This is a genomic window from Escherichia ruysiae (genome assembly GCF_031323975.1).
Lineage (GTDB): Bacteria > Pseudomonadota > Gammaproteobacteria > Enterobacterales > Enterobacteriaceae > Escherichia > Escherichia ruysiae.
Genome location: NZ_JAVIWS010000001.1, coordinates 2,396,212 through 2,422,408 on the forward strand (window position 1 = coordinate 2,396,212; position 26,197 = coordinate 2,422,408).

The following is a 26,197-nucleotide window of genomic DNA, read 5'->3' on the forward strand; positions in this document are numbered from 1 at the left end:
ATGTCGGATGCGATGCTTGCGCATCTTATCCGACCTACACCTTTGGTGTTATGTATGGTGATTTTTTAACATTTCCATAAGTTACGCTTATTTAAATCATCGTGAATTTAATGGCGTAAATTCCTGCTAGTTATTCGTTTGCTGAAGCGATTTCGCAGCATTTGACGTCACCGCTTTTACGTGGCTTTATAAAAGACGACGAAAAGCAAAGCCCGAGCATATTCGCGCCAATGCGACGTGAAGGATACCGGGCTTCAAACAATAAGATGGGGTGTCTGGGGTTATATGAACGAACAATATTCCGCATTGCGTAGTAATGTCAGTATGCTCGGCAAAGTGCTGGGAGAAACCATCAAGGATGCGTTGGGAGAACACATTCTTGAACGCGTAGAAACTATCCGTAAGTTGTCCAAATCTTCACGCGCTGGCAATGATGCTAACCGCCAGGAGTTGCTCACCACCTTACAAAATTTGTCGAACGACGAGCTGCTGCCCGTTGCGCGTGCGTTTAGTCAGTTCCTGAACCTGGCAAACACCGCCGAGCAATACCACAGCATTTCGCCGAAAGGCGAGGCTGCCAGCAACCCGGAAGTGATCGCCCGCACCCTGCGTAAACTGAAAAACCAGCCGGAACTGAGCGAAGACACCATCAAAAAAGCGGTGGAATCACTGTCGCTGGAACTGGTACTCACTGCGCACCCAACCGAAATTACTCGTCGTACACTGATCCACAAAATGGTGGAAGTGAACGCGTGCTTAAAACAGCTCGACAACAAAGATATCGCCGACTACGAACACAACCAACTGATGCGCCGCCTGCGCCAGTTGATCGCCCAGTCATGGCATACCGATGAAATCCGTAAGCTGCGCCCAAGCCCGATAGATGAAGCCAAATGGGGCTTTGCCGTAGTAGAAAACAGCCTGTGGCAAGGCGTACCGAATTACCTGCGCGAACTGAACGAACAACTGGAAGAGAATCTCGGCTACAAACTGCCCGTCGAATTTGTTCCGGTGCGTTTTACCTCGTGGATGGGCGGCGACCGCGACGGCAACCCGAACGTCACTGCCGATATCACCCGCCACGTCCTGCTGCTCAGCCGTTGGAAAGCAACCGACCTGTTCCTGAAAGATATTCAGGTTCTGGTTTCTGAACTGTCGATGGTTGAAGCAACCCCTGAACTGCTGGCGCTGGTCGGCGAAGAAGGTGCCGCAGAACCGTATCGCTATCTGATGAAAAACCTGCGTTCCCGCCTGATGGCAACACAGGCCTGGCTGGAAGCGCGTCTGAAAGGCGAAGAACTGCCGAAGCCGGAAGGTCTGCTGACGCAGAACGAAGAACTGTGGGAGCCGCTCTACGCTTGCTACCAGTCCCTTCAGGCGTGTGGTATGGGCATTATCGCCAACGGCGATCTGCTCGACACTCTGCGCCGCGTGAAATGTTTCGGCGTACCGCTGGTGCGTATTGATATCCGTCAGGAGAGCACCCGTCATACCGAAGCACTGGGTGAACTGACCCGCTATCTCGGCATCGGCGACTACGAAAGCTGGTCAGAGGCCGACAAACAGGCGTTCCTGATCCGCGAACTGAACTCCAAACGTCCGCTTCTGCCACGCAACTGGCAACCAAGCGCCGAAACGCGCGAAGTGCTTGATACCTGTCAGGTGATTGCCGAAGCACCGCAAGGTTCGATTGCCGCCTACGTGATCTCGATGGCGAAAACGCCGTCCGACGTACTGGCCGTTCACCTGCTGTTGAAAGAAGCAGGTATTGGATTTGCGATGCCAGTCGCACCGCTGTTTGAAACTCTCGATGACCTGAACAACGCCAACGATGTCATGACCCAGCTGCTGAATATCGACTGGTATCGCGGCCTGATTCAGGGCAAACAGATGGTGATGATTGGCTATTCCGACTCAGCAAAAGATGCGGGAGTGATGGCAGCTTCCTGGGCGCAATATCAGGCACAGGATGCGTTAATCAAAACCTGCGAAAAAGCGGGTATTGAACTGACGCTGTTCCACGGTCGCGGTGGTTCTATTGGTCGCGGCGGCGCACCGGCTCATGCGGCGCTGCTATCGCAACCGCCAGGAAGCCTGAAAGGCGGCCTGCGCGTGACCGAACAGGGCGAGATGATCCGCTTTAAGTACGGTCTGCCAGAAATCACGGTCAGCAGCCTGTCGCTGTACACCGGGGCGATTCTGGAAGCCAACCTGCTGCCACCGCCTGAGCCGAAAGAGAGCTGGCGTCACATTATGGATGAACTTTCGGTCATCTCCTGCGATCTCTACCGTGGTTATGTGCGTGAAAACAAAGACTTTGTTCCATACTTCCGCTCCGCCACGCCGGAACAGGAACTGGGCAAACTGCCGTTAGGTTCACGTCCGGCGAAACGTCGCCCGACCGGCGGCGTCGAATCACTGCGCGCAATTCCGTGGATTTTTGCCTGGACACAAAACCGCCTGATGCTCCCAGCCTGGCTGGGCGCGGGTACTGCGCTGCAAAAAGTGGTGGAAGATGGCAAACAGAGCGAACTGGAAGCCATGTGCCGCGACTGGCCGTTCTTCTCAACGCGTCTGGGAATGCTGGAAATGGTCTTCGCCAAAGCAGACCTGTGGCTGGCGGAATACTATGACCAACGCCTGGTCGACAAAGAGCTGTGGCCGTTAGGTAAAGAGTTACGCAATCTGCAAGAAGAAGACATCAAAGTGGTGCTGGCAATTGCCAACGATTCCCATCTGATGGCCGATCTACCGTGGATTGCCGAGTCTATTCAGCTACGAAATATATACACTGACCCGCTGAACGTACTGCAGGCAGAGTTGCTGCACCGCTCCCGCCAGGCAGAAAAAGAAGGCCAGGAGCCGGATCCCCGCGTCGAACAAGCGTTGATGGTCACTATTGCCGGAATTGCAGCAGGTATGCGTAATACCGGCTAACCCCCATCCTCTATCAACCCTCGTGCAATAGCGCGAGGGTTTTCTGAAATACTTCTGTTCTAACACCTTCGTTTTCAATATATTTCTGTCTGCATTTCACCCAGATTCTGGATATCCCTTCAGATATCCTTAAGGTTTTGTCCTTACATTCGGCGCTATTATCCAAAACGGGTTCTTACTATGCATTCCACTGAAGTCCAGACTAAACCCCTTTTTAGCTGGAAAGCCCTGGGTTGGGCACTGCTCTACTTTTGGTTTTTCTCTACCCTGTTACAGGCCATTATTTACATCAGCGGCTACAGCGGCACCAACGGCATTCGCGACTCACTGCTGTTCAGTTCGCTGTGGTTGATCCCGGTATTCCTCTTTCCGAAGCGGATTAAAATTATTGCCGCAGTGATCGGCGTGGTGCTGTGGGCGGCCTCTCTGGCGGCGCTGTGCTACTACGTCATCTACGGTCAGGAGTTCTCGCAGAGCGTTCTGTTTGTGATGTTTGAAACCAACACCAACGAAGCCAGCGAGTATTTAAGCCAGTATTTCAGCCTGAAGATTGTGCTTATCGCGCTGGCCTATACGGCGGTGGCAGTTCTGCTGTGGACACGCCTGCGCCCGGTCTATATTCCGAAGCCGTGGCGTTATATCGTCTCTTTTGCCCTGCTTTACGGTTTGATTCTGCATCCGATCGCCATGAATACGTTTATCAAAAACAAGCCGTTTGAGAAAACGTTGAATAACCTGGCATCGCGCATGGAGCCTGCCGCCCCGTGGCAATTCCTGACTGGTTATTATCAGTATCGCCAGCAACTTAACTCGCTGACGAAGCTGCTGAATGAAAATAATGCATTACCGCCGCTGGCTAATTTCAAAGATGAATCGGGCAACGAACCACGCACCCTGGTACTGGTGATTGGCGAGTCAACCCAGCGTGGACGTATGAGTCTGTATGGTTATCCGCGTGAAACCACGCCAGAACTGGATGCGCTGCATAAAACCGATCCGAATCTGACCGTATTTAATAACGTGGTTACGTCTCGTCCGTACACCATTGAAATCCTGCAACAGGCGCTGACTTTTGCCAACGAAAAGAACCCTGACCTGTATCTGACGCAACCGTCGCTGATGAACATGATGAAACAGGCGGGGTATAAAACCTTCTGGATCACCAACCAGCAGACGATGACCGCCCGCAATACCATGCTGACGGTATTTTCGCGCCAGACCGACAAGCAGTACTACATGAACCAGCAACGTACGCAGAGTGCGCGTGAATACGACACCAACGTGCTGAAGCCGTTCCAGGAAGTGCTGAATGACCCTGCGCCGAAGAAACTGATCATCGTTCATCTGCTGGGTACGCATATCAAATACAAATACCGCTACCCGGAAAATCAGGGCAAGTTTGATGGCAATACCGATCATGTTCCGCCGGGATTAAGCGCAGAAGAACTGGAGTCATATAACGATTATGACAACGCTAACTTGTATAACGATCATGTGGTTGCCAGCCTGATTAAAGACTTTAAAGCAGCAGACCCGAACGGTTTCCTGGTTTACTTCTCTGACCACGGTGAAGAGGTTTACGACACGCCGCCGCACAAAACTCAGGGGCGTAACGAAGACAACCCGACGCGTCATATGTACACCATTCCGTTCCTGCTGTGGACGTCGGAAAAATGGCAAGCGACTCATCCGCGTGATTTCTCACAGGATGTTGATCGTAAATACAGCCTGGCGGAACTGATCCACACCTGGTCGGATTTGGCGGGCTTATCTTACGACGGTTACGATCCAACCCGTTCGGTGGTGAACCCGCAGTTCAAAGAAACCACCCGCTGGATTGGCAACCCGTACAAGAAAAACGCGCTGATCGATTACGACACTCTGCCGTATGGCGATCAGGTGGGTAATCAGTAAATGACCTTTGTATCGCGTCTGGCGCTATTTGCCGGATGCGATACTGCCGCAATGTTTACATCGAACTCTCATCAGGCCACACTTTTCAGGTGGCCTTTTTTCATAATGCCAGTTACTGTTTTCCCATCTACATACCTAAGGGAATAACATGTATCACGACGTCAGCTATCTGCTCTCCCGCCTGATCAACGGCCCGCTGTCCCTGCGCCAGATTTACTTTGCCAGTAGCAACGGCCCGGCGCCCGATCTTGCATATCAGGTCGATTTTCCACGGCTGGAAATTGTGCTGGAAGGCGAGTTTGTTGATACCGGCGCTGGCGCAACGTTAGTTCCCGGCGATGTACTGTACGTCCCTGCTGGCGGCTGGAACTTCCCGCAATGGCAAACACCCGCTACCACCTTTAGCGTGCTGTTTGGCAAACAGCAACTCGGCTTCAGCGTCGTACAATGGGATGGCAAGCAATACCAAAATCTGGCAAAGCAGCACGTCGCCCGACGCGGCCCGCGCATTGGTTCATTCTTGCTGCAAACACTCAATGAAATGCAAATGCAGCCACAGGAGCAGCAAACGGCAAGGCTTATCGTCGCCAGCCTGCTTAGCCACTGCCGCGACTTGCTCGGCAGTCAAATCCAGACCGCCTCACGCAGCCAGGCACTATTTGAAGCGATTCGCGATTATATCGATGAACGCTATGCCTCCGCGCTAACCCGTGAATCTGTCGCGCAAGCATTCTATATTTCGCCCAATTACCTCTCCCACCTGTTTCAAAAAACGGGTGCGACGGGCTTTAACGAATACCTGAATCATACACGGCTGGAACATGCAAAAACGTTGTTGAAAGGCTATGACCTGAAGGTAAAAGAAGTGGCGCACGCCTGCGGCTTTGTCGACAGCAACTACTTCTGCCGCCTGTTTCGTAAAAACACCGAACGCTCGCCGTCAGAATATCGTCGGCAATACCACAGCCAACTGACAGAAAAACCGACTACTCCAGAATAAGATGGGTTTGCTGCGGCGCAGAAAGCACTTTGCGCACCGCGCTCATTACCCGCTGCGGCTCACGCAGGAATGCGTAGATGCTGCATTGCACATAGCGGCAATGCTCAAATCGCTCGGCACCAGCAAGCTCGATATCCGTAATCAACAGCGCAACATCCGCCCGACGGATATCCTCGTCCGCTAAACGATTCTCCGTTCCCAGCGCCCCCTGGGTTTCAATGCTGACGCCCCACTTCTCTAACTGGCATAATTTTTCCAGCCGTTCTGCCGCCATATAAGTATGCGCCACGCCGCTGACGCAGGCGGTTACTGCCACCAGGTATGCCATTTTACCCCCCCACGGTAACCTCAAATCCGGCTCGTTCTGCCATTTCGCGCATCGTTGCCACATCGGCTGACGAGGGCGCAGAAACCTCTTTCATCGACCATGTTTTCCCCAGCAGGCGGTATTTCGGTTCACCGTACTGATGAAACGGCAACAGGTGGATTTGCCTGATATTCAGCGGGATCAGCACGTCCAGCGCCTGCTGCATATTCTCCCGGCTGAGTGTGAAACCAGGGATCAGCGGTAAACGCGGGATCACGTTGACACCTTCGCTTACCAGCAAACGCAGATTCTCCAGCACGCGTGGCAGGTTCATCTTCACCACATCCCACGCCTGAGTCGCGTCCATAATTTTTAAATCGAACAACACTTCATCGCACAATTTCGCCAATGGTAACAGCTTGCTGGCTGGCGCGTCTCCGGCAGTTTCGATGGCACATGAGACGCCCCAAAGCCGAAGTCGCTGTAAAAAACGGGTCGCAAATTCCGCCTGCATTAACACTTCGCCGCCAGAAAGCGTGACGCCGCCGCCGGACGTGCGAAAGAAAATGTCATCTTTCATCACTTCCCGCTCCAGCGCGTCAAGGCTGATATCGCGACCAATCCGTTCAAACGCCCCGGAGGGGCATTCATCCGCATCACGTAAACATTTCGCGCAGTGCAGACATTTCGCCTCTCTGCGTACCGTCTGGATTTTGCCGGAGATCGACTCCGGATTAGCACACCACGGGCAAAGATGTGGGCAGCCTTTAAAAAAGACCACCGTGCGGATGCCTTCACCGTCATTCAGCGAATAACGCTGAATGTTGAAAATGCGCGCCACGTCATCGCGGCGCGTTTCCACAACGTTACAGCTGATGCGCTGTCCGGCGGATGATGTCATCCTGGATCTCCTTCGACAATTCGACAAAGAAGGCGCTATATCCGGCAACGCGCACCACCAGCCCGGCATAATCTTGTGGGCGCTTTTGCGCTTCCCGCAACGTGTCGGCATTCACCACGTTAAACTGAATATGCTGCAACTTAAGCTGGGTAAATGCGCGTAAGAAATCGGCCAGTTTACGTAATCCCGCTTCACCTTCGAGGGTCGCCGGAGTGAATTTCACGTTCAGCAATGTACCGTTAGACAGCAGCGTGTTATCGAGCTTACTGACTGATTTCAGTACCGCCGTTGGTCCTTGTGCGTCCTGGCCCAGCATTGGCGACAAGCCACCGTCTGCCAGTTGCTCCCCGGCAAAACGACCGTCTGGCGTCGCGCCAACCACCGATCCCAACGGGACGTGAGCAGAAACGGTATACGACCCCGGCGTGAAGTAGCCACCGCGCGGGTTCTGGTATTTTTCCACTTCTTTGCAGTAGTGGCGCAGCAGTTCGGCGCTAATGTTATCCACCTCGTCGATATCGTTGCCGTATTTCTCAAAGCGGTTAATTAAGCGAGCGCGAACTTTTTCGCCTTCGGGCGTTGCGAAGTTGGCTTTTAATACCGACAACAATTCGTCAAAACTTAAACGCTGTTGATCAAAAACCATCCCTTTCAACGCATGGAGAGAATCGCTCAGGTTGGCAATACCGATCCCCTGTACGCCGGAGAAGTTATAACGCGCGCCGCCATCGGTAATATCGCGGCCTTTTTCCAGACAATCGCTGATAAACGACGAAAGCAGCGGCACTGGCGCCCAGTCGCGATGGCCGATATCACAAATATTGCTGCCTTCAACCATTAGGGTGATGTAGTGGCTAATCTTGGCGCGGATCTGTTCCAGTAAACCTTCATAAGTCAGCGCAGCATTGCCTTCATTTTCATGCAGACAAATTTCCATCACTTTCAGCAGGTTAAACATCGCGATGTCGTGCAAGCCGTAAGTTCTGCCAGGAATAGACAACTCCACGCAACCGACCACTGAATAGTCGCGCGCATCTTCCAGCGAAACGCCACGGTTGAGGAACGCTGGCACCACCACTTCATCGTTAAAGATTTGCGGAATACCGGTGCCGAGGCGAATGGTTTCTGCGGTTTTCATCAGGAACGGCGTGTCGATCAAGGCGTTAGTGCGCACGCCCAGGTTCGGTTGCGGTAATTGCACGCTTTGATAGGCGTCGAGGCAGAGGAACGAAAGCACGTTCACCGCACTACGTCCGTTTTCCGTTAAACCGCCGAGCAGCGCGGTATAGCCGGTCGGGAAACCTGCGAAATAGCGCGCGCTGCTGGTGGAGCGTAACAGCACGATGTCGTTGCACTTCACCCATAAAGATTCGAGCAGTTCTTTCAGGAACGCCGGGTCTTCGCCCTGGGTTAATGATGTCTGATAGAACGGCAACATATACTGGTCGAAGCGCCCTAACGACAGCGAACTGGCGTTGGATTCGTATTGCAGAATGATGTTCATGTACCAGAACAACTGGCACGCCTGCCAGAACGTCTGCGGCTTATGTTGCGCGTTATGGCGGGAGATCTCCGCAATAGTCAGCAATTCTTCGCGACGCTGGGCATCGGTGCAGTTTGCCGCCATCGTTTCCGCCAGTTCGGCGTAACGCAAAATGTGTTTTTGTGAAGCTTCCAGCAGTAACAGCGCGGCCTGATAAAAGTGATTATCCGGCTGTTGCTGACAATGTTGCTGCATCTGCGCCACCAGCTCACCCAGCCCGTGATTCAGCAGGCGCGGATAATCAATAATGATATGCCCCTGACCTTTATCCGTCTGGTTGATGCTGAAAATCTGCGTGCTGGTTGCGGCTTTTACTTCATCCGTCATCTGCCCGTTGATGAAATCTTTCATCGAACGTTTTTCCCAGTACGGGAACAACTCTTCGCGGTAGATACGTTTATCTTCTTCACTGATAGCAAAGCGATCCTGCGGTCGCGTCGGGAATTGCTCCAGCTCTTTCAGCAACCAGTAAGGATCCATTTCCGGTGACATAATCCCGGCGCGAGGTTTTACGGTGCGGTTACCGGCAATCAGTTCTTCATCACGAATCGAAATTTCAACGTGTTCCAGGATATACGCCGTGGCTTTTGCCCGACGAATAATCACAGGTTCGCCTTCGGTTTGCTTATGGCTGGCGGTATAAAGCAGCGCCCGCTCCAGCGAGATTTCACGGGTATTGGCAAACAGCGCAGTTTTAAGGCGAGAGATACGATTCGTCATGAGGAACTCCTGTAGGGAAAAAACAAGCCCGCCGTTTCAGGCGGGCTAAAAACTTAAGCAGTCTGTGCCAGATGGGCTTCGATTTTGTTCATGATGGCTTCAGCGCGTTTTACCGCGTCGCTGATGTTGACGCGCACGATAGTCTTGCCAGCAAAACGCTCTTCAAATTTGATGCCGATATCTTTGGTCAGAATCACCATATCGGCGCTCGCCACGTCTTCCGCTGTCAGTTCATTTTCCAGACCAATTGACCCCTGGGTTTCTACTTTCACTTCCCAGCCTTTCGCTTTCGCGGCACTTTCCAGCGCCTCTGCTGCCATATAGGTATGGGCAACACCTGAAGGACATGCGGTTACTGCAATAATTTTCGTCATGGCTCGTTCCTCAATTAATTAATTTCAAAATCCAGATCCAGGTCATCTTCCTTCTCATCAGCCGAAGACCCATTTTTACGCGCCAGACTTTTCAGCACGTTCACGCAGACTGCCGTCACAACCGCCCCGACAGCCACTGCTGCGATATAACCCAACTTACCTTCAACCACCGGCAGCACAATCAGACCACCCCAGCCTGCATAGCACTGCGCACCGACCATTGCTGCGGTCACCGTGCCACAAACAGAACCGACCATGATGGAAGGGATCACACGTAACGGATCGGCGGCGGCGAAAGGAATCGCCCCTTCAGTGACGCCAACACACCCCATCACCAGCGCCGCTTTACCCGTTTCGCGCTCTTCAGCGGAGAAATTTTTACGACCAATCAACGTCGCCAGCCCCATACCCAGCGGCGGGATACAAATACCCACAGCGGCAATGGCCACCACGGTATAAACCCCCTGAGCAACGCAAATCAGCATGAATGCATAAGCCACTTTGTTAACCGGGCCGCCCATATCGAACGCCAGCATCAATCCCATGATCACCGCCAGCATAACAATGCTGCCCTGCTGCATTCCCTGAAGCCACTGGGTCAGGCTGTTAGTCAACGCACCCACCGGCTCGCCCAGCCCCCACATCATGACGCCAGCGGTAATCAGTGTGCCGACGATTGGGATAATGAAGATGGGCATGACAGAACGCAGAACTTTATGCACCGGAATTTTCTTCAGGTAATGCACCACGATGCCGCCGATAATCCCGGCGATCAGCGCACCAAAGAAACCCGCACCAAAGCTGTCGCCGACCCAGGCACCGATAGCGCACGGAGCCAGCGCAGAACGCTCTGCAATGGAGTAACCAATGTAAGCGGCGAGGAAAGGCACCATCAGCGTCAAACCCGCAACGCCGATATCAAACAGTTTTTTCAGATTCGGATCGGCTACGGCATCCGGCACTGCGCCTTTGCCATACAACATGACGGAAACCGCCAGCAAAATACCGCCCGATACCACGAAGGGAATCATGTGTGAAACGCCCGTCATTAAGTGCTGACGAGTGTTTTTCAGGATCTGTACCAACTCATTCATAAGTCGCTCCCAGGCTTACCCAAGCCTATGTCCATATTTTTTGATGGGAGAAACAATAGGCAATCGCAAGCAGGTCAAACAGTGGATAAAAAGGCCATTTACTGGACTTTTGTAATGTCAGTACAAAAATGCGATCCGCCTCATAACTTGCGTTAACTCGGAATCATGCCGGAGTAGCGCGTCTTGTGAGACGCGTCGCAAATTGGCGGTTACATTACATTTGTCCAGCTTTTGGCAGATTTGTCACATGGCAGGCCGTTGCCGTGCGCTCTTATCCTGTAAACAGAAAACCGTACCGGGAGAAAGGCAATGGCCCTGATTGTAGAATTTATTTGTGAGCTACCTAACGGCGTACATGCACGTCCGGCAAGCCACGTTGAAACGCTGTGTAATACTTTTTCATCACAAATTGAGTGGCATAACCTGCGCACCGATCGCAAAGGCAACGCCAAAAGCGCACTGGCGCTGATTGGCACCGACACGCTGGTGGGCGATAACTGCCAGTTACTGATTTCCGGAGCCGACGAACAGGAAGCGCACCAGCGTTTAAGCCAATGGCTGCGCGATGAATTTCCCCACTGCGACGCGCCGCTGGCGGAAGTTAAATCTGACGAACTGGAGCCGTTGCCGGTTTCACTGACCAACCTGAATCCGAGAATTATCCGCGCCCGCACCGTATGCAGCGGTAGCGCAGGTGGCATTCTGACGCCGATCTCTTCTTTAGATCTTAACGCGCTGGGTAATCTTCCCGCAGCCAAAGACGTTGACGCCGAGCAATCCGCACTGGAAAACGGCCTGACACTGGTACTGAAAAATATTGAGTTTCGTCTGCTGGATAGCGACGGCGCCACCAGCGCGATTCTGGAAGCGCACCGTTCATTAGCGAGCGATACATCTTTGCGTCACCACTTACTGGCAGGCGTCAGCGAGGGATTAAGCTGCGCCGAAGCGATTGTTGCCAGTGCGAATCACTTTTGCGAAGAGTTCTCCCGCTCCAGCAGCAGCTATCTGCAAGAACGTGCGCTGGATGTGCGCGATGTCTGCTTCCAGTTACTCCAGCAAATTTACGGTGAACAACGCTTTCCAGCACCGGGCAAACTGACGCAGCCCGCCATTTGTATGGCTGATGAACTGACCCCCAGCCAGTTCCTCGAACTGGATAAAAATCACCTCAAAGGTTTGTTACTTAAAAGCGGCGGCACCACGTCACATACGGTAATTCTTGCCCGTTCGTTCAACATTCCGACACTGGTTGGCGTGGATATCGACACGCTTACTCCGTGGCAGCAGCAAACGATTTATATAGACGGCAACGCCGGGGCGATTGTGGTCGAACCGACAGACGCGGTAGCGCGTTATTATCAACAAGAAGCCCGCGTACAGGACGCACTGCGTGAACAGCAACGTGTCTGGCTGACCCAGCAAGCCCGCACCGCTGACGGTATCCGCATTGAAATTGCCGCTAACATCGCCCACTCCGTGGAAGCGCAGGCCGCATTTGGCAATGGTGCGGAAGGTGTTGGCCTGTTCCGCACTGAAATGCTCTATATGGATCGCACCAGCGCACCGGGCGAAAGCGAGCTGTACAACATTTTTTGTCAGGCGCTGGAGTCCGCCAACGGGCGCAGCATTATTGTGCGTACCATGGACATTGGCGGTGACAAACCCGTTGATTATCTGAACATTCCCGCAGAAGCTAACCCGTTCCTCGGTTATCGCGCCGTGCGTATTTATGAAGAATACGCGTCGTTATTTACCACACAACTACGCTCGATCCTGCGCGCCTCCGCTCACGGCAGCCTGAAAATCATGATCCCGATGATCTCCTCAATGGAAGAGATCTTATGGGTGAAAGAAAAACTGGCAGAAGCCAAACAGCAACTACGTAACGAACACATTCCGTTTGATGAGAAGATCCAGCTCGGCATTATGCTGGAAGTGCCGTCGGTGATGTTCATCATCGATCAATGCTGCGAAGAGATTGATTTCTTTAGTATTGGTAGTAATGACCTGACGCAATATCTGCTGGCAGTGGATCGCGATAACGCTAAGGTTACTCGTCACTACAACAGCCTGAATCCGGCCTTCTTGCGGGCGCTCGATTACGCCGTGCAGGCGGTGCATCGCCAGGGGAAATGGATTGGTCTGTGCGGTGAACTGGGAGCGAAAGGTTCAGTGCTGCCGTTGCTGGTCGGTTTAGGGCTGGATGAACTCAGCATGAGCGCACCGTCAATTCCGGCGGCGAAAGCGCGAATGGCGCAACTTGATAGCCGTGAGTGCCGCCAGTTGCTCAACCAGGCAATGGCCTGCCGTACTTCGCTGGAAGTGGAACACCTGCTGGCACAATTCCGCATGACACAACAGGACGCACCGCTGGTCACCGCTGAGTGCATCACGCTGGAAAGCGACTGGCGCAGCAAAGAAGAAGTGCTCAAAAGCATGACCGATAACCTGCTGCTGGCAGGGCGCTGCCGCTATCCGCGTAAACTGGAAGCCGACTTGTGGGCGCGCGAGGCCGTTTTCTCTACCGGTCTGGGCTTTAGTTTTGCCATTCCACACAGCAAATCAGAACATATTGAGCAATCCACCATCAGCGTGGCGCGTCTGCAAGCGCCGGTGCGCTGGGGCGATGATGAAGCGCAATTCATCATTATGTTAACGCTGAACAAACACGCTGCGGGCGATCAGCATATGCGCATTTTCTCGCGCCTCGCTCGTCGCATCATGCACGAAGAATTCCGTAACGCGCTGGTTAACGCCGCCTCTGCCGACGCTATCGCCAGCCTGCTGCAACATGAACTGGAACTGTAAAAGGAAACATCATGGAACTGTATCTGGACACCGCTAACGTCGCAGAAGTCGAACGTCTGGCACGCATATTCCCGATTGCCGGGGTGACAACTAACCCGAGCATTATCGCTGCCAGCAAGGAGTCCATCTGGGAAGTGCTGCCGCGTCTGCAAAAAGCGATTGGTGATGAGGGCATTCTGTTTGCTCAGACCATGAGCCGTGACGCGCAGGGTATGGTGGAAGAAGCGAAGCGTCTGCGCGACGCCATTCCGGGCATCGTGGTGAAAATCCCGGTAACCGCCGAAGGTCTGGCAGCAATTAAAATACTGAAAAAAGAAGGTATTACTACGCTTGGCACCGCTGTATATAGCGCCGCACAAGGGTTATTAGCCGCGCTGGCAGGCGCCAAATATGTTGCTCCGTATGTTAACCGCGTAGACGCCCAGGGCGGTGACGGTATTCGCACGGTTCAGGAGTTGCAAGCATTGCTGGAAATGCACGCGCCAGAAAGCATGGTGCTGGCTGCCAGCTTTAAAACACCGCGTCAGGCGCTGGATTGTTTGCTGGCAGGATGTGAATCCATCACCCTGCCCTTAGATGTAGCGCAACAAATGCTCAACACGCCTGCGGTAGAGTCAGCAATAGAGAAGTTCGAACACGACTGGAACGCCGCATTTGGCACTACTCATCTCTAAAGGAGCAATTATGGACCGCATTATTCAATCACCGGGTAAATACATCCAGGGCGCAGATGTCATTAATCGTCTGGGCGAATACCTGAAGCCACTGGCGGAACGCTGGTTAGTGGTGGGTGACAAATTTGTTTTAGGCTTTGCTCAATCCACTGTCGAGAAAAGCTTTAAAGATGCTGGACTGGTAGTAGAAATTGCGCCGTTTGGCGGTGAATGTTCGCAAAATGAGATCGACCGTCTGCGCGGCATTGCGGAAACAGCTCAGTGTGGCGCAATTCTCGGTATCGGTGGTGGCAAAACTCTCGATACCGCCAAAGCACTGGCGCACTTTATGGGCGTTCCGGTAGCAATCGCACCGACCATAGCCTCTACCGACGCACCGTGTAGCGCACTGTCTGTTATCTACACCGATGATGGTGAGTTTGACCGCTATCTGCTGCTGCCGAACAACCCGGAACGCGTCATTGTGGATACAAAAATCGTTGCTGGCGCACCTGCACGTCTGTTAGCGGCGGGTATCGGCGATGCGCTGGCAACCTGGTTTGAAGCACGTGCCTGCTCTCGCAGTGGCGCGACCACGATGGCGGGCGGCAAGTGCACCCAGGCCGCGCTGGCGCTGGCTGAACTGTGCTACAACACCCTGCTGGAAGAAGGCGAAAAAGCGATGCTTGCTGCCGAACAGCATGTGGTAACTCCGGCGCTGGAGCGCGTGATTGAAGCGAATACCTATTTGAGCGGTGTAGGCTTTGAAAGCGGTGGTCTGGCTGCGGCACACGCGGTGCATAACGGCCTGACCGCTATCCCGGACGCGCATCACTATTATCACGGTGAAAAAGTGGCGTTCGGTACGCTGACACAACTGGTGCTGGAAAACGCACCGGTTGAGGAAATCGAAACCGTAGCGGCGCTGTGTCATGCCGTTGGTCTGCCAATTACCCTGGCGCAACTGGATATTAAAGAAGATATTCCGGCGAAAATGCGGATTGTCGCAGAAGCATCTTGTGCAGAAGGTGAAACTATTCACAACATGCCAGGCGGCGCAACGCCAGATCAGGTTTACGCCGCACTGCTGGTAGCCGACCAGTACGGACAGCGTTTCCTGCAAGAGTGGGAATAACCTATGCCAAACTCCCGGCTTGTCCGGGAGTTTGAGATTGCAGGCAAAGTGGGCACGGTATTCCCCCTTGCCGGGGTCGCGCCGGAGCTGGTTTGTTCCCCTCACCCTAACCCTCTCCCCAAAGGGGCGAGGGGACCGTCCGGGCACGTTTTATACATTGTCGCCCGTCTGAAACACCTGCGTTGTCCGGGTGTTGGAAATTGCTGCCAAACTGGCTCATTCGTCACTGAGGGCACGGTTTTCCCCCTCGCCCTCTCCCCAAAGATGTGAGGGAACCGTCCGGACACTTTTTTACTTTGTCACCCATCTGAAATTCCGCATTGTTCGGAGTTTTTTTATCCGCTTCTGGACATTTTCCCCACAGAACATTCAAACGCCCGGAAGGTCGAATCTGCGACGATTATTTTCACGGACGAAACAGATGAAAGCTTCACTCGCGTTGGTCAGTCTTCTGACGGGATTTACCAGCCACTCCTTAAAATCTCCCACCGTTCCACCAACCGTGGTACAAATCCAGACCAACACCAACCTTGCCATCGCAGACGGTGCCAGACAGCAAATCGGCAGCACGCTATTTTACGATCCGGCGTATATGCAGCTTACCTATCCTGGCGGTGATGTCCCGCAAGAACGCGGTGTATGTTCCGATGTGGTGATCCGTGCATTGCGCAGCCAGAAGGTCGATTTGCAGAAACTGGTTCACGAAGATATGGCGAAGTATTTTGCCGATTATCCACAAAAGTGGCAGTTAAAGCGCCCGGACAGCAACATCGATCACCGTCGGGTGCCTAATCTGGAAACCTGGTTTACCCGCCACGATAAAACACGTCCCACCAGCAAGAACCCCAGTGACTATCAAGCGGGCGATATTGTCTCCTGGCGATTAGATAACGGGCTGGCGCATATTGGGGTGGTGTCAGATGGCTTCGCCCGCGACGGTACGCCGCTGGTGATACATAACATTGGCGCAGGCGCACAGGAGGAAGATGTGCTGTTTAGCTGGCGGATTGTCGGGCACTACCGCTATTTTACGAAATAAGCGATAGCACCCATGAAGATACGCTTCAGATCCTTTTTACGCTGACGGCTTCTTTTTTCTTACGGCTCACCAGCGCCAGTGCCAGCACAATCAGCACAATACCGCTACCTTCAACCGCGCCGGGATTCTCACCGAGCAGCCACCACGAAAACAGTACCCCGCAAACGGGAACTGCCAGAGTACTTAAGCTGGCAATACTGGCGGGTAAGTTTTTCAGCACGAACAACCATAAGCTCCAGGCCAGCGCCGTCGCCAGAATCGCACTGTAGGCCAGCGCCCAGAACACGGTGGGTTGCCAGTCAATTTCACGTTGTGGCACCAGTAACGCGACCGCACTCATCACCAGCGCCGCATAAAGCATCTGCCAGGATGTTAACGACAATAAATCCACGCGCGGATGGCGGGCATAAAGGCGTTTAGCAACAATCGCGCTCGCCCCCCAACTAACACCGGAGAGGATTGCCAGCATGGCACTTTTCATCGAGGAGAAATCGAGTTGCCACGGCTGCAACACCAGCAATAAACCAACGGCAGCAATCAGAATCGCGAAATATTGCCCGCGTCGCAGTCGTTCACCAAGAAACAACGCCGCAAAAATCACCACCCAGAACGGCATGGTATAACTCAGGATCGCCACTTTCCCCGCTCCGCCGCTGACCAGCGCCCACTGCGCCAAGCCAACCATCCCACAGGTTTGTAACAGGGCAATGGCTAAGGTGTATTTAAACGGCGTCGGGCGCATTCCGCGACCACGTAATAAAAGGACGATGAATAAAACGAGAGCGCCGAAAATGCAGCGTAAGGCGGTGAAGTCGAAGGCACCGATGTAGCTGGTGACTTGCTTCATGAAAATCCAGCTATAACTCCAGATAAGTGTGAGCACAACCAGGCCACTGATTGCCAGTGGGTTGCTCTTTCCCGTAGTAGGCATGAGAGATCCAGCGTGTAGTAGTTTTGTTAGCGACACTATACGCCGGTAAAGAAACTTCAGCGACTGCCTGAAAGGCAGTCGCTGAAGGAGGTCAGATTACAGCAGGTCGAAACGGTCGAGGTTCATGACTTTCACCCATGCTGCCACGAAGTCTTTAACAAACTTCTCGTGGGCATCGCTGCTGGCGTAAACTTCCGCCACCGCGCGCAGGACAGAGTTAGAACCAAACACCAGATCCGCACGGCTGGCCGTGTATTTCACTTCGCCGGTTTCACGGTCACGGCCTTCGAAAAGCTCTTTCGATTCGTCGGTCGCTTTCCACTCGTAACGCATATCCAGCAAGTTCACGAAGAAGTCATTGCTCAATACGCCCACGCGGTCAGTGAAGACGCCGTTTTTACTGCCATCGAAGTTGGCACCCAGTACACGCATCCCGCCCACCAGCGCGGTCATTTCCGGCGCGGTCAGCGTCAGTTGCTGTGCTTTATCAATCAGCAGCGACTCGGTGGTGGAAACATCCAGACGGGCGCGATAGTTACGGAAGCCGTCAGCAATCGGCTCCAGCAGCTCGAACATCTCGATGTCAGTCTGATCCTGACGCGCATCGACACGACCCGGCGCAAATGGTACATGAATGCTCAACCCTGCGGCGCTTGCGGCTTTCTCTACGCCAACCACACCTGCCAGCACGATGATATCCGCCAGCGAGGCTTTGCCAGACTCTTTCTGGATTTTCTCCAGAACTGGCAGAGCACGAACGGCTGCGGCGTTCACATCCCAGTCGCGCTGCGGTGCTAATGCCAGACGCGCACCGTTGGCGCCACCGCGTTTGTCGCCACCACGGAAAGTAGAAGCAGACGCCCAGGCCACCGATACCAGCTCACTGACAGACAGACCAGAATCCGCAATCGCAAATTTCAGACTGATAATGTCTTGTTCGGTCGGGTTGTAGATCGGCTGCGGCAGCGGATCTTGCCAGATCAGATCTTCTTTCGGTACTTCCGGCCCGATGTAGCGAGATTTCGGCCCCATATCCCTGTGCGTCAGTTTGAACCAGGCACGGGCAAAGGCTTCGTTGAACGCCTGCGGATCGTTGAGGAAGCGACGAGAGATCTTCTCAAACTCTGGATCAAAACGCAGCGTCAGGTCGGTCACCAGCATCGTCGGCTTACGTTTCTTCGACGGATCAAACGGATCCGGGATAATTTCCGGTGCGTCTACCGCTTCGAACTGGATTGCGCCAGCCGGGCTGCGGGTCTGTACCCACTCATATTTGAACAGGTTTTCGAAGAAATAGTTGCTCCACTGGGTCGGTGTCTGCGTCCAGACCACTTCCAGACCAGAGGTGATGGCATCTGCGCCAACGCCGCTGCCGTAAGTGCTCGCCCAGCCTAAACCTTGTTCTTCAATCGGTGCAGCTTCCGGGTCAGGGCCAACGTTAGATGTCGGACCGGCACCGTGGGTTTTACCCAGCGTATGACCACCCGCAATCAGCGCCACGGTTTCTTCGTCGTTCATGCCCATGTTGCCGAAGGTCGCACGGATAGCTGCTGCCGCAGAAAGCGGTTCGCCGCTGTGATCCGGGCCTTCCGGGTTAACGTAAATCAGCCCCATCTCGGTTGCACCCAGTGGTGCTTTCGCCAGTGCTTCTGGATGACGGTGGGTCAGCCAGGCTTTTTCATCACCCCAGTTAACGTCGAGATCCGGTTCCCAGACGTCTTCACGACCGGCACCAAACCCGAAGGTACGGAAGCCGGAGTTTTCCAGCGCCACGTTACCCGCGAGGATAAACAGATCTGCCCAGGAGATTTTCTGACCATATTTCTGTTTGATTGGCCACAACAGGCGACGCGCTTTATCAAGGCTTACGTTATCCGGCCAGGAGTTCAGCGGTGCAAAACGTTGCTGACCACGACCTGCGCCGCCGCGTCCGTCGATGGAACGGTAAGTCCCCGCGCCGTGCCAGGCCATACGAATAAATAAGCCCGCATAGCTGCCCCAGTCGGCTGGCCACCACGGCTGAGATTCTGTCAGCAGGGCTTTCAGATCTTTTTTCAGGCCGTAGTAATCTAATTTGCTGAATTCTTTGCGGTAGTCAAAGTCCTCACCCAGCGGGTTAGAACGATTAGAATGTTGGTTTAACAGGTCAACACGGAGTTGATTTGGCCACCAGTCGCGAGTGGTTGTACCCCCACCTGCGCTCTGGTCATGACCGCCCTGATGGAACGGGCATTTGCCAGTGGCTGTCGTGTTATGGATATCGTCTGACGTGCTCATCAATGTGCTCCCCTCTACAGTGTTACCGTTACGATACACAGCGTTAGAGAGAAGTTATAATTGAATTAATCCACGGATGCGATAGTTGAGATCTTACATATTGTTGGTTAAAGAGATGTAGATCAAATTGATCGTAATTAAGCCTTTTTGATTATGTCCGATTTAGGACAAATACTTTATAAAAAAGTGTTTTAGCTTCACATCCTTCAAGGGAGAAGGGAGAAAACAAGGCTGACTACCTTATTTTCCCACCCTCATTTAGAGGCAGCATTTTGTGCTCTGTTTAAAATTTGTAATCACTGTGTGATTTTCACAAAAGACACAATGCTTATAAACCAGGTCGAACACCCAGCGTATGGCAAATCGCGTAACTCATTTCAGCGCGGTTAAGCGTATAGAAGTGGAAATCTTTCACTCCTTCCCGGCTTAAAATCTTCACCATGTCCATGGCGATATTCGCACCCACCAGCTTGCGGGTTTCGGCATCGTCATCCAGACCGTCAAACATTTGCGCCATCCACGCCGGAATACGCACGTTGGTCATGTCGGCAAATTTCTTCGCCTGCTTAAAGTTAGAGACCGGCAAAATGCCCGGAATAATTTCCACATCGATACCCGCCGAGACGCAGCGATCGCGAAAACGCAGGTAGCTTTCGACATCGAAGAAGAATTGAGTAATCGCACGGTTGGCGCCGGCATCGACTTTACGTCTCAGGTTAAGCAAATCGGCCTGGGCACTTTTCGCCTCCGGGTGAACTTCCGGATACGCCGCCACGGAGATATCGAAATCCGCCACTTCTTTTAACAGCGTCACCAGGTCAGAGGCATACATTTCCGGCTTACCGCTTCCCGGCGGCAGGTCGCCACGCAGCGCCACAATATGGCGAATGCCGTTATTCCAGTAGTCGCGGGCGATGGTCCGCAGCTCGTCAGGCGTCGCATCAATGCAGGTGAGATGCGGCGCAGCTTCCAGACCGGTGCGATCTTTAATGCCTTTAATGATGCTGTGTGTACGGTCGCGCTCGCCGGAGTTCGCGCCATAGGTCACCGACACAAACTTCGGTTTCAGGCTGCTAAGGCGATCAATGGAGTTCCACAGGGTCTGCTCCATTTCACTGGTACGCGGCGGGAAAAACTCGAAAGAAACGTTAATCTGCCCCTGGACTTCTGCCAGGCTCTGATTCAGGGCATCCCGCTGGCTGGCGTGAAAAAAGCTCATACCTTACCTCATCAATCGCTTGTAGTTATATGTTGTGTTGTGAACATCTATCCATTTAGACGTCCAGATGTAAAGATGAAGGAAAAGCCGAGGGGCGTCAACCGAAAAATGACCAATGATGGTGAGGAAAAATCAGGGAAGATGAAAAAGATTCAGGATGGGAATTACAAGAAACCTGGCAGACGGATTTATTGTTTCTTGCCGGATGCAGTGTGAACACCTTATCCGGCTTACAACTCAATGATAATTAGGTAAATTGTGTTAAAGGCCATAAGCCCAACAAGCATGTGCATCATGCCTAATTGGGCTCCTGAACTTACAACAACTGCGCCAGACGATTAATATCCGACTGAATCGCCCCAGCGGTGACATCGCGCCCTGCGCCTGGTCCACGGATCACCAGCGGGTTATCGCGATACCAGCGGCTTTCGATGGCGAAGACGTTATCGCATGGCAGCAGTGATGCCAGCGGGTGATCTTCCCGCACCGCTTCCACACCAACACGCGCTTTGCCGTTGGCATCGAAACGCGCCACGTAGCGTAGCACCAGCCCCATTTCGCGGGCAGCTTCCAGCCGTTGTACCATCTGCTCGTTCAGCTCATCGCCATTTTCAAAGAAATGGTCGATGCTGCCGCCTTCGCAATGAGCAGGCACCAGCGACTCCACACGCACCTGATCCGGTTCGATGTTGTAACCTGCTTCACGCGCCAGAATCACCAGCTTGCGCATCACGTCTTTGCCGGAAAGGTCATCACGCGGGTCAGGTTCAGTTAACCCTTGCTGCCATGCCTGATCCACCAGCTCGGTAAACGGCACGCTACCGTCGAATTGCAGGAACAGCCAGGAGAGCGTGCCGGAGAAGATCCCGCTGATCGACAAAATAGTATCGCCGCTGTCGATCAGATCGCGCACGGTATGGTTGATCGGCAAGCCTGCGCCGACGGTAGCGTTGTACAGCCAGTGACGCCCGGTTTTTTCGAAGGCGTCGTGGATCTGGCGATATTTATTGCTGTCGCTGGCTCCCGCCAGTTTGTTGGCACTGATGACGTGGAAACCGTGGCTGGCGAAATCAAGATATTGATCGGCAAGCTGCTGGCTGGCGGTAACGTCCAGCACCACTAAATCATCATACGGATGGGCGCGCATCCACAGGAACAGCGACTCTTCATCCTGCTCGACGGCTTCATCATTGAAGAACGCTAACGCGCGGCTGGCGTCCAGCCCGTCATAGCTCAACAGACTGCGGCGACTGTCCACTACGCCTGCCAGCACAAATTCAAAGCCGGTACGCGCCGAAAGCGTGCTCTGCTCACGGGCAAACAGTTCCAGCCAGCGGGAACCGATATTGCCCTTGCCGAACAGAACCAGGCCAATGCGTTTTTCCGCGCGAAATACGGACTGATGCAACCCCTGGATCAGGCTTTCGGTCGGGCCGGTACGCAGTACTGCCACCAGGCTGATACCGTCATCCGACTGCCAGGTAAATTCGACCGGCTGGCCTTTCAGTTGCTGCCAGAAGCGGTGGCAATGCAGCGGGTTACGGGTGACGCCCGCCCCGACCATCGCCACCAGCGCCAGCCCCTGACGCAGACGCAGTTCGCCAGGTAATCCCGCTTCGTCGAGGATTTTCAGGGCGCTGTCAGCCACTTCAGAGGTGTAGCAAAATTGCAGCAACTGGCGATCGTTATGTACGCCAACCGCCAGTGGGCGCACCTGCGCGCGTTTCAGGATCTGGTCGATTTCTTTATGCGCCAGTTTGAAGTCCTGGCTGGCGGGCACCTGAAACTCAATCAAACAAACATCATCATGGCTGGTGACAATACGCGCTCCTGTACCGGAAGCCAGCACGCGTTCAATGCGTGTAGAGCCTTGATCCGGCGTGTAGCTACAGCGCAGTTGCAGGTCAATTTCGCTGCCAGAAACTGGCTGTAAAGTACGGGCGTGGAGGACAGGTGCCGCCAGACGAGCCAGCTCGCTGGCCTCATCAAGACGCAGCAACGGCAGCAGGCAGGCATCTTTCACTTTACGCGGGTCGGCGCTGTATACCCCGGCGACGTCGCTCCAGATGGTTACGCGAGAAACACCCGCCAGCGCACCGATTTGGGTAGCGGAATAGTCAGAACCGTTACGCCCCAGCAGCACCGTTTCACCGGCGTTGTTACGGCTGATAAACCCGGTCACTACCAGACGTTTGCCCGGATGCTGCACCAGCAGTTGTTGCAGCAACGGGTACGAAAGGCCTTCATCAACCTGCGGTTGTGCGGCGCGTTCAGCACGTAAAAACTCGCGGGCATCAAGCCAGGCCGCAGGCAGTCCTTGTTGGTTAAGCACCGCAGACATCAGGCGCGCCGACCACACTTCACCGTGACCCACCACTTCCGCATACACCGCGTCGTTAATACCGCTGTCGAGCAACGCCGCCAGGCGTTCAAGATCGCTGACAAAGGCGCTAATAAGGCTATCAGCTTCTTCAGCGGGTAACAGGCCGCTAATCAGATCGCATTGATAACGACGTAGCGTTTGTTGAACCTGATGCGCAGAGAGACGATCGGTCTGGCTTAGTTTCAACCAGTTAATCAACTGGTTAGTGGTGCTACCGGCGGCGGAAACCACCATCATATCGTCGGGCTGAGAGTACTCCGCCATAATGCCCGCGACACGCAAATAACACTTCACATCAGCCAGACTACTGCCACCAAATTTATGCAGTTGACGACCTTTCGCCCCTGCCTGCGCAATCACACTCATTTTTACCCCTTGTTTGCAGCCCGGAAGCCATTTTCCAGGTCGGCAATTAAATCTTCGCCATCTTCTATACCGGTGGAGATACGCAACAGCGTCTCGGAGATCCCGGCGGCAGCACGCGCTTCTGGCGCCATGCCTGCATGTGTCATGGTTGCGGCGTGAGAGATTAAACTTTCCACTCCCCCTAACGATTCCGCCAGCGTAAACAACGACAGCCCGCCCAAGAAACGACGCAGCGTTTGCTCATCGCCATCCAGCTCAAAACTCAACATTGCGCCAAAGCCTTTTTGCTGGCGCACGGCAATTTCATGCCCCTGATTTTCCGGCAGCGATGGGTGATAAAGTTTTTTCACCAACGGCTGGGTTTGCAGATATTTCACAATCGCCTGCGCGTTACGCTGAGCCAGCTCCATACGCGGCACCAGAGTACGCAGACCGCGCAGCAGCAGATAGCTGTCAAACGCGCCGCCCGTTACGCCAATATTGTTTGCCCACCAGGCCAGTTCGGTGACAACATCTGGATCTTTAGCAATCACCACGCCCGCCACCACGTCTGAGTGACCGTTCAGATATTTCGTACATGAATGCAACACCAGATCGGCACCTAATGCCAGTGGATTTTGTAATGCCGGGCTTAAGAAGGTGTTATCCACCACGCTCACCGCCCCGACTTCCCTTGCCAGATGGCAGATTTTCGCAATATCCACGACGCGTAACAATGGATTACTTGGGCTTTCTACCAGCACCAGTTTAGGTTTTTCTGCCAGTGCCGCCCGTAATGCCTGCTCATCGCCCTGATCAACAAACAACACGCGATAGCAACCGCGTTTCGCCAGGCTGTCGAACAGGCGATAGCTGCCGCCGTAGCAGTCGTGCGGCGCAACCAGCAGATCGCCGGGTTTCAAAAAGACAGTCGTGGCCAGGTGAATAGCTGACATGCCGGTATTGGTTAGCACCGCACCTGCACCGCCTTCCAGTTCTGCCAGCGCCCGCTGGACCACATCGCGCGTTGGGTTGCCGCGACGCGAGTAATCATGCGCGCGTGGTTCGTTAAATCCGGTAAAGTTATAGGTGCTGGAAAGATGGATAGGCGGGACAACGCAACCATACTGTTCGTCGTCATTTAACCCGCTACGCACTGCAATAGTGGCCTGTTTACGCGTCATGTGATGAAGTTTCCTGGGCTTTGTTGGTGAAATGTCAGGCACCAGAGTAAACATTGTGTTAATGGACGTCAATACATCTGGACATCTAAACTTCTTTGCGTATAGATTGAGCAAATCCGAAATTGCCGTTAAAATTATATGCATTATCACGCTGGCAGGCGCATTACACGATGTCACGGTAGCGCCTGTGCGGTAAACTATGCGGGTTTATGACCAGTACCCTTATAAACTGTGCGGTCTGGTCTCAATTTATTGACGAAGAGGATTAAGTATCTCATGGCTGAATGGAGCGGCGAATATATCAGCCCATACGCTGAGCACGGTAAGAAGAGTGAACAAGTCAAAAAGATTACGGTTTCCATTCCTCTTAAGGTGTTAAAAATCCTCACCGATGAACGCACGCGTCGTCAGGTGAACAACCTGCGTCACGCTACTAACAGCGAGCTGCTGTGCGAAGCGTTTCTGCATGCCTTTACCGGGCAACCTCTGCCGGATGATGCCGATCTGCGTAAAGAGCGCAGCGACGAAATCCCGGAAGCGGCAAAAGAGATCATGCGTGAGATGGGGATTAACCCGGAGACGTGGGAATACTAAAGCGGAAAAGAGCGGCGCGGAGAGTGGAATCGCCTGATGCGCTACGCTTATCAGGCCTACGTCATATTGCAATTTATTGAATTTGCACGAACTTGCAGGCCGGATAAGGCGTTCACGCCGCATCCGGCATAAACAACGAGCACGTTGTCAGCGGTTCTGCTCTAACCCACCGCTTTTTATACATGGACGTTTAACTATGAAATACAGGCTACTGCTCCCCGGCCTGCTGGTTTCTGTGCCTGCCCTTGCCTGGCAACCGCAAACCGGCGACATCATCTTTCAAATTTCTCGCTCATCGCAAAGTAAAGCAATCCAACTGGCAACCCATTCCGATTACAGCCACACCGGTATGTTGGTGATGCGTAACAAAAAGCCCTACGTCTTTGAAGCGGTCGGCCCGGTGAAATACACCCCGCTCAAACAGTGGATCGCCCACGGTGAAAATGGCAAATACGTTGTTCGCCGCGTTGAAGGCGGACTCAGCGCCGAACAGCAACAAAAATTGGCGCAAACGGCAAAACGTTATCTCGGCAAACCATACGATTTCAGCTTCTCGTGGAGCGACGATCGCCAGTACTGTTCGGAAGTGGTGTGGAAGGTTTATCAGAACGCGCTGGGAATACGCGTGGGTGAGCAGCAAAAACTAAAAGAGTTCGATCTGAGTAACCCGCTAGTTCAGGCAAAGCTCAAAGAACGCTACGGCAAAAATATCCCACTTGAAGAAACAGTAGTCTCACCGCAAGCCGTTTTCGATGCGCCGCAACTCACTACCGTTGCTAAAGAATGGCCGCTGTTTTCATGGTAATGGGCCAATCGCATCATAATTGGCCCCCCCC

At 53.5% G+C, this 26,197-nt stretch carries 19 protein-coding genes; 9 read left to right on the forward strand and 10 right to left on the reverse strand.

Going from position 1 to position 26,197, the window contains the following annotated elements; all coding sequences use genetic code 11:
- The first annotated feature begins 285 nt into the window (after positions 1–285).
- The 3 genes from ppc to RGV86_RS11695 all read left to right on the forward strand — a co-directional run bounded on the left by ppc (position 286) and on the right by RGV86_RS11695 (position 5,851).
- Entirely contained in the window at positions 286–2,937 is a 2,652-nt protein-coding gene (gene ppc / locus RGV86_RS11685; RefSeq protein ID WP_001005563.1) for a phosphoenolpyruvate carboxylase, read from the forward strand.
- Between the two features lie 180 nt (positions 2,938–3,117).
- Positions 3,118–4,851 carry a phosphoethanolamine transferase CptA gene (locus RGV86_RS11690; RefSeq protein ID WP_000556328.1) on the forward strand — a complete coding sequence of 578 codons (1,734 nt, stop codon included), beginning with the start codon at positions 3,118–3,120 and terminating at the stop codon, positions 4,849–4,851.
- Positions 4,852–4,999: 148 nt separating this feature from the next.
- On the forward strand, positions 5,000–5,851 hold the full coding sequence (locus tag RGV86_RS11695; RefSeq protein ID WP_000274614.1) for an AraC family transcriptional regulator: 852 nt from the start codon (positions 5,000–5,002) through the stop codon (positions 5,849–5,851).
- Here RGV86_RS11695 and RGV86_RS11700 read toward each other — a convergent pair.
- The 5 genes from RGV86_RS11700 to RGV86_RS11720 are packed head-to-tail and all read right to left on the reverse strand — an operon-like array spanning position 5,838 to position 10,790.
- Complete coding sequence (locus RGV86_RS11700; protein ID WP_000323849.1) at positions 5,838–6,179, reverse strand: PTS fructose-like transporter subunit IIB; 342 nt, start codon at positions 6,177–6,179, stop codon at positions 5,838–5,840. The two genes, RGV86_RS11695 and RGV86_RS11700, sit on opposite strands and share 14 nt — an antisense overlap.
- A gap of 1 nt (position 6,180) precedes the next feature.
- Complete coding sequence (locus RGV86_RS11705; protein WP_000204110.1) at positions 6,181–7,059, reverse strand: [formate-C-acetyltransferase]-activating enzyme; 879 nt, start codon at positions 7,057–7,059, stop codon at positions 6,181–6,183.
- Entirely contained in the window at positions 7,025–9,322 is a 2,298-nt protein-coding gene (locus RGV86_RS11710) for a formate C-acetyltransferase (RefSeq protein WP_000184792.1), read from the reverse strand. Before RGV86_RS11710 ends, RGV86_RS11705 begins: the two co-directional genes overlap by 35 nt.
- Before the next feature lie 53 nt (positions 9,323–9,375).
- Positions 9,376–9,696, reverse strand: a complete 321-nt coding sequence (locus RGV86_RS11715) for a PTS fructose-like transporter subunit IIB (RefSeq protein WP_000161267.1) — start codon at positions 9,694–9,696, stop codon at positions 9,376–9,378.
- Positions 9,697–9,710: 14 nt separating this feature from the next.
- The gene (locus tag RGV86_RS11720) at positions 9,711–10,790 is read right to left on the reverse strand and encodes a PTS fructose transporter subunit EIIC (RefSeq protein ID WP_085461437.1); all 1,080 of its coding nucleotides are present in this window, start codon (positions 10,788–10,790) and stop codon (positions 9,711–9,713) included.
- 309 nt (positions 10,791–11,099) lie between these two features.
- Between RGV86_RS11720 and ptsP the strand changes: the two genes are divergently transcribed.
- From ptsP to RGV86_RS11740, 4 genes are all read left to right on the forward strand, one after another.
- Entirely contained in the window at positions 11,100–13,601 is a 2,502-nt protein-coding gene (gene ptsP, locus RGV86_RS11725) for a phosphoenolpyruvate--protein phosphotransferase (protein WP_137598378.1), read from the forward strand.
- Positions 13,602–13,612: 11 nt separating this feature from the next.
- Entirely contained in the window at positions 13,613–14,275 is a 663-nt protein-coding gene (fsa, locus tag RGV86_RS11730) for a fructose-6-phosphate aldolase (protein ID WP_000424833.1), read from the forward strand.
- Positions 14,276–14,285: 10 nt separating this feature from the next.
- On the forward strand, positions 14,286–15,389 hold the full coding sequence (gene gldA, locus RGV86_RS11735) for a bifunctional L-1,2-propanediol dehydrogenase/glycerol dehydrogenase (protein WP_000373988.1): 1,104 nt from the start codon (positions 14,286–14,288) through the stop codon (positions 15,387–15,389).
- Positions 15,390–15,810: 421 nt separating this feature from the next.
- On the forward strand, positions 15,811–16,428 hold the full coding sequence (locus tag RGV86_RS11740; protein ID WP_085461439.1) for a DUF1287 domain-containing protein: 618 nt from the start codon (positions 15,811–15,813) through the stop codon (positions 16,426–16,428).
- A 25-nt stretch (positions 16,429–16,453) separates the two neighbouring features.
- Here the strand turns inward: RGV86_RS11740 and yijE are convergent, their stop codons facing one another.
- The 5 genes from yijE to metB all read right to left on the reverse strand — a co-directional run bounded on the left by yijE (position 16,454) and on the right by metB (position 24,767).
- Complete coding sequence (yijE, locus tag RGV86_RS11745; protein WP_085461440.1) at positions 16,454–17,359, reverse strand: cystine transporter YijE; 906 nt, start codon at positions 17,357–17,359, stop codon at positions 16,454–16,456.
- Positions 17,360–17,455: 96 nt separating this feature from the next.
- Complete coding sequence (gene katG, locus RGV86_RS11750; protein ID WP_024212599.1) at positions 17,456–19,636, reverse strand: catalase/peroxidase HPI; 2,181 nt, start codon at positions 19,634–19,636, stop codon at positions 17,456–17,458.
- 328 nt (positions 19,637–19,964) lie between these two features.
- The gene (gene metF, locus RGV86_RS11755; protein ID WP_000007526.1) at positions 19,965–20,855 is read right to left on the reverse strand and encodes a methylenetetrahydrofolate reductase; all 891 of its coding nucleotides are present in this window, start codon (positions 20,853–20,855) and stop codon (positions 19,965–19,967) included.
- A 316-nt stretch (positions 20,856–21,171) separates the two neighbouring features.
- Positions 21,172–23,604, reverse strand: coding sequence for a bifunctional aspartate kinase/homoserine dehydrogenase II (metL, locus tag RGV86_RS11760; protein WP_000110772.1), 2,433 nt, complete (start codon positions 23,602–23,604; stop codon positions 21,172–21,174).
- Between the two features lie 2 nt (positions 23,605–23,606).
- Positions 23,607–24,767 carry a cystathionine gamma-synthase gene (metB, locus tag RGV86_RS11765; RefSeq protein ID WP_309508372.1) on the reverse strand — a complete coding sequence of 387 codons (1,161 nt, stop codon included), beginning with the start codon at positions 24,765–24,767 and terminating at the stop codon, positions 23,607–23,609.
- A 276-nt stretch (positions 24,768–25,043) separates the two neighbouring features.
- Between metB and metJ the strand changes: the two genes are divergently transcribed.
- Together metJ and RGV86_RS11775 are read left to right on the forward strand one after the other, a co-directional pair.
- Entirely contained in the window at positions 25,044–25,361 is a 318-nt protein-coding gene (gene metJ, locus RGV86_RS11770) for a met regulon transcriptional regulator MetJ (RefSeq protein WP_000852812.1), read from the forward strand.
- Between the two features lie 196 nt (positions 25,362–25,557).
- Positions 25,558–26,166: a YiiX family permuted papain-like enzyme gene (locus RGV86_RS11775; protein WP_000877404.1), complete on the forward strand. Its 609-nt coding sequence runs from the start codon at positions 25,558–25,560 to the stop codon at positions 26,164–26,166.
- Positions 26,167–26,197: the final 31 nt, after the last annotated feature.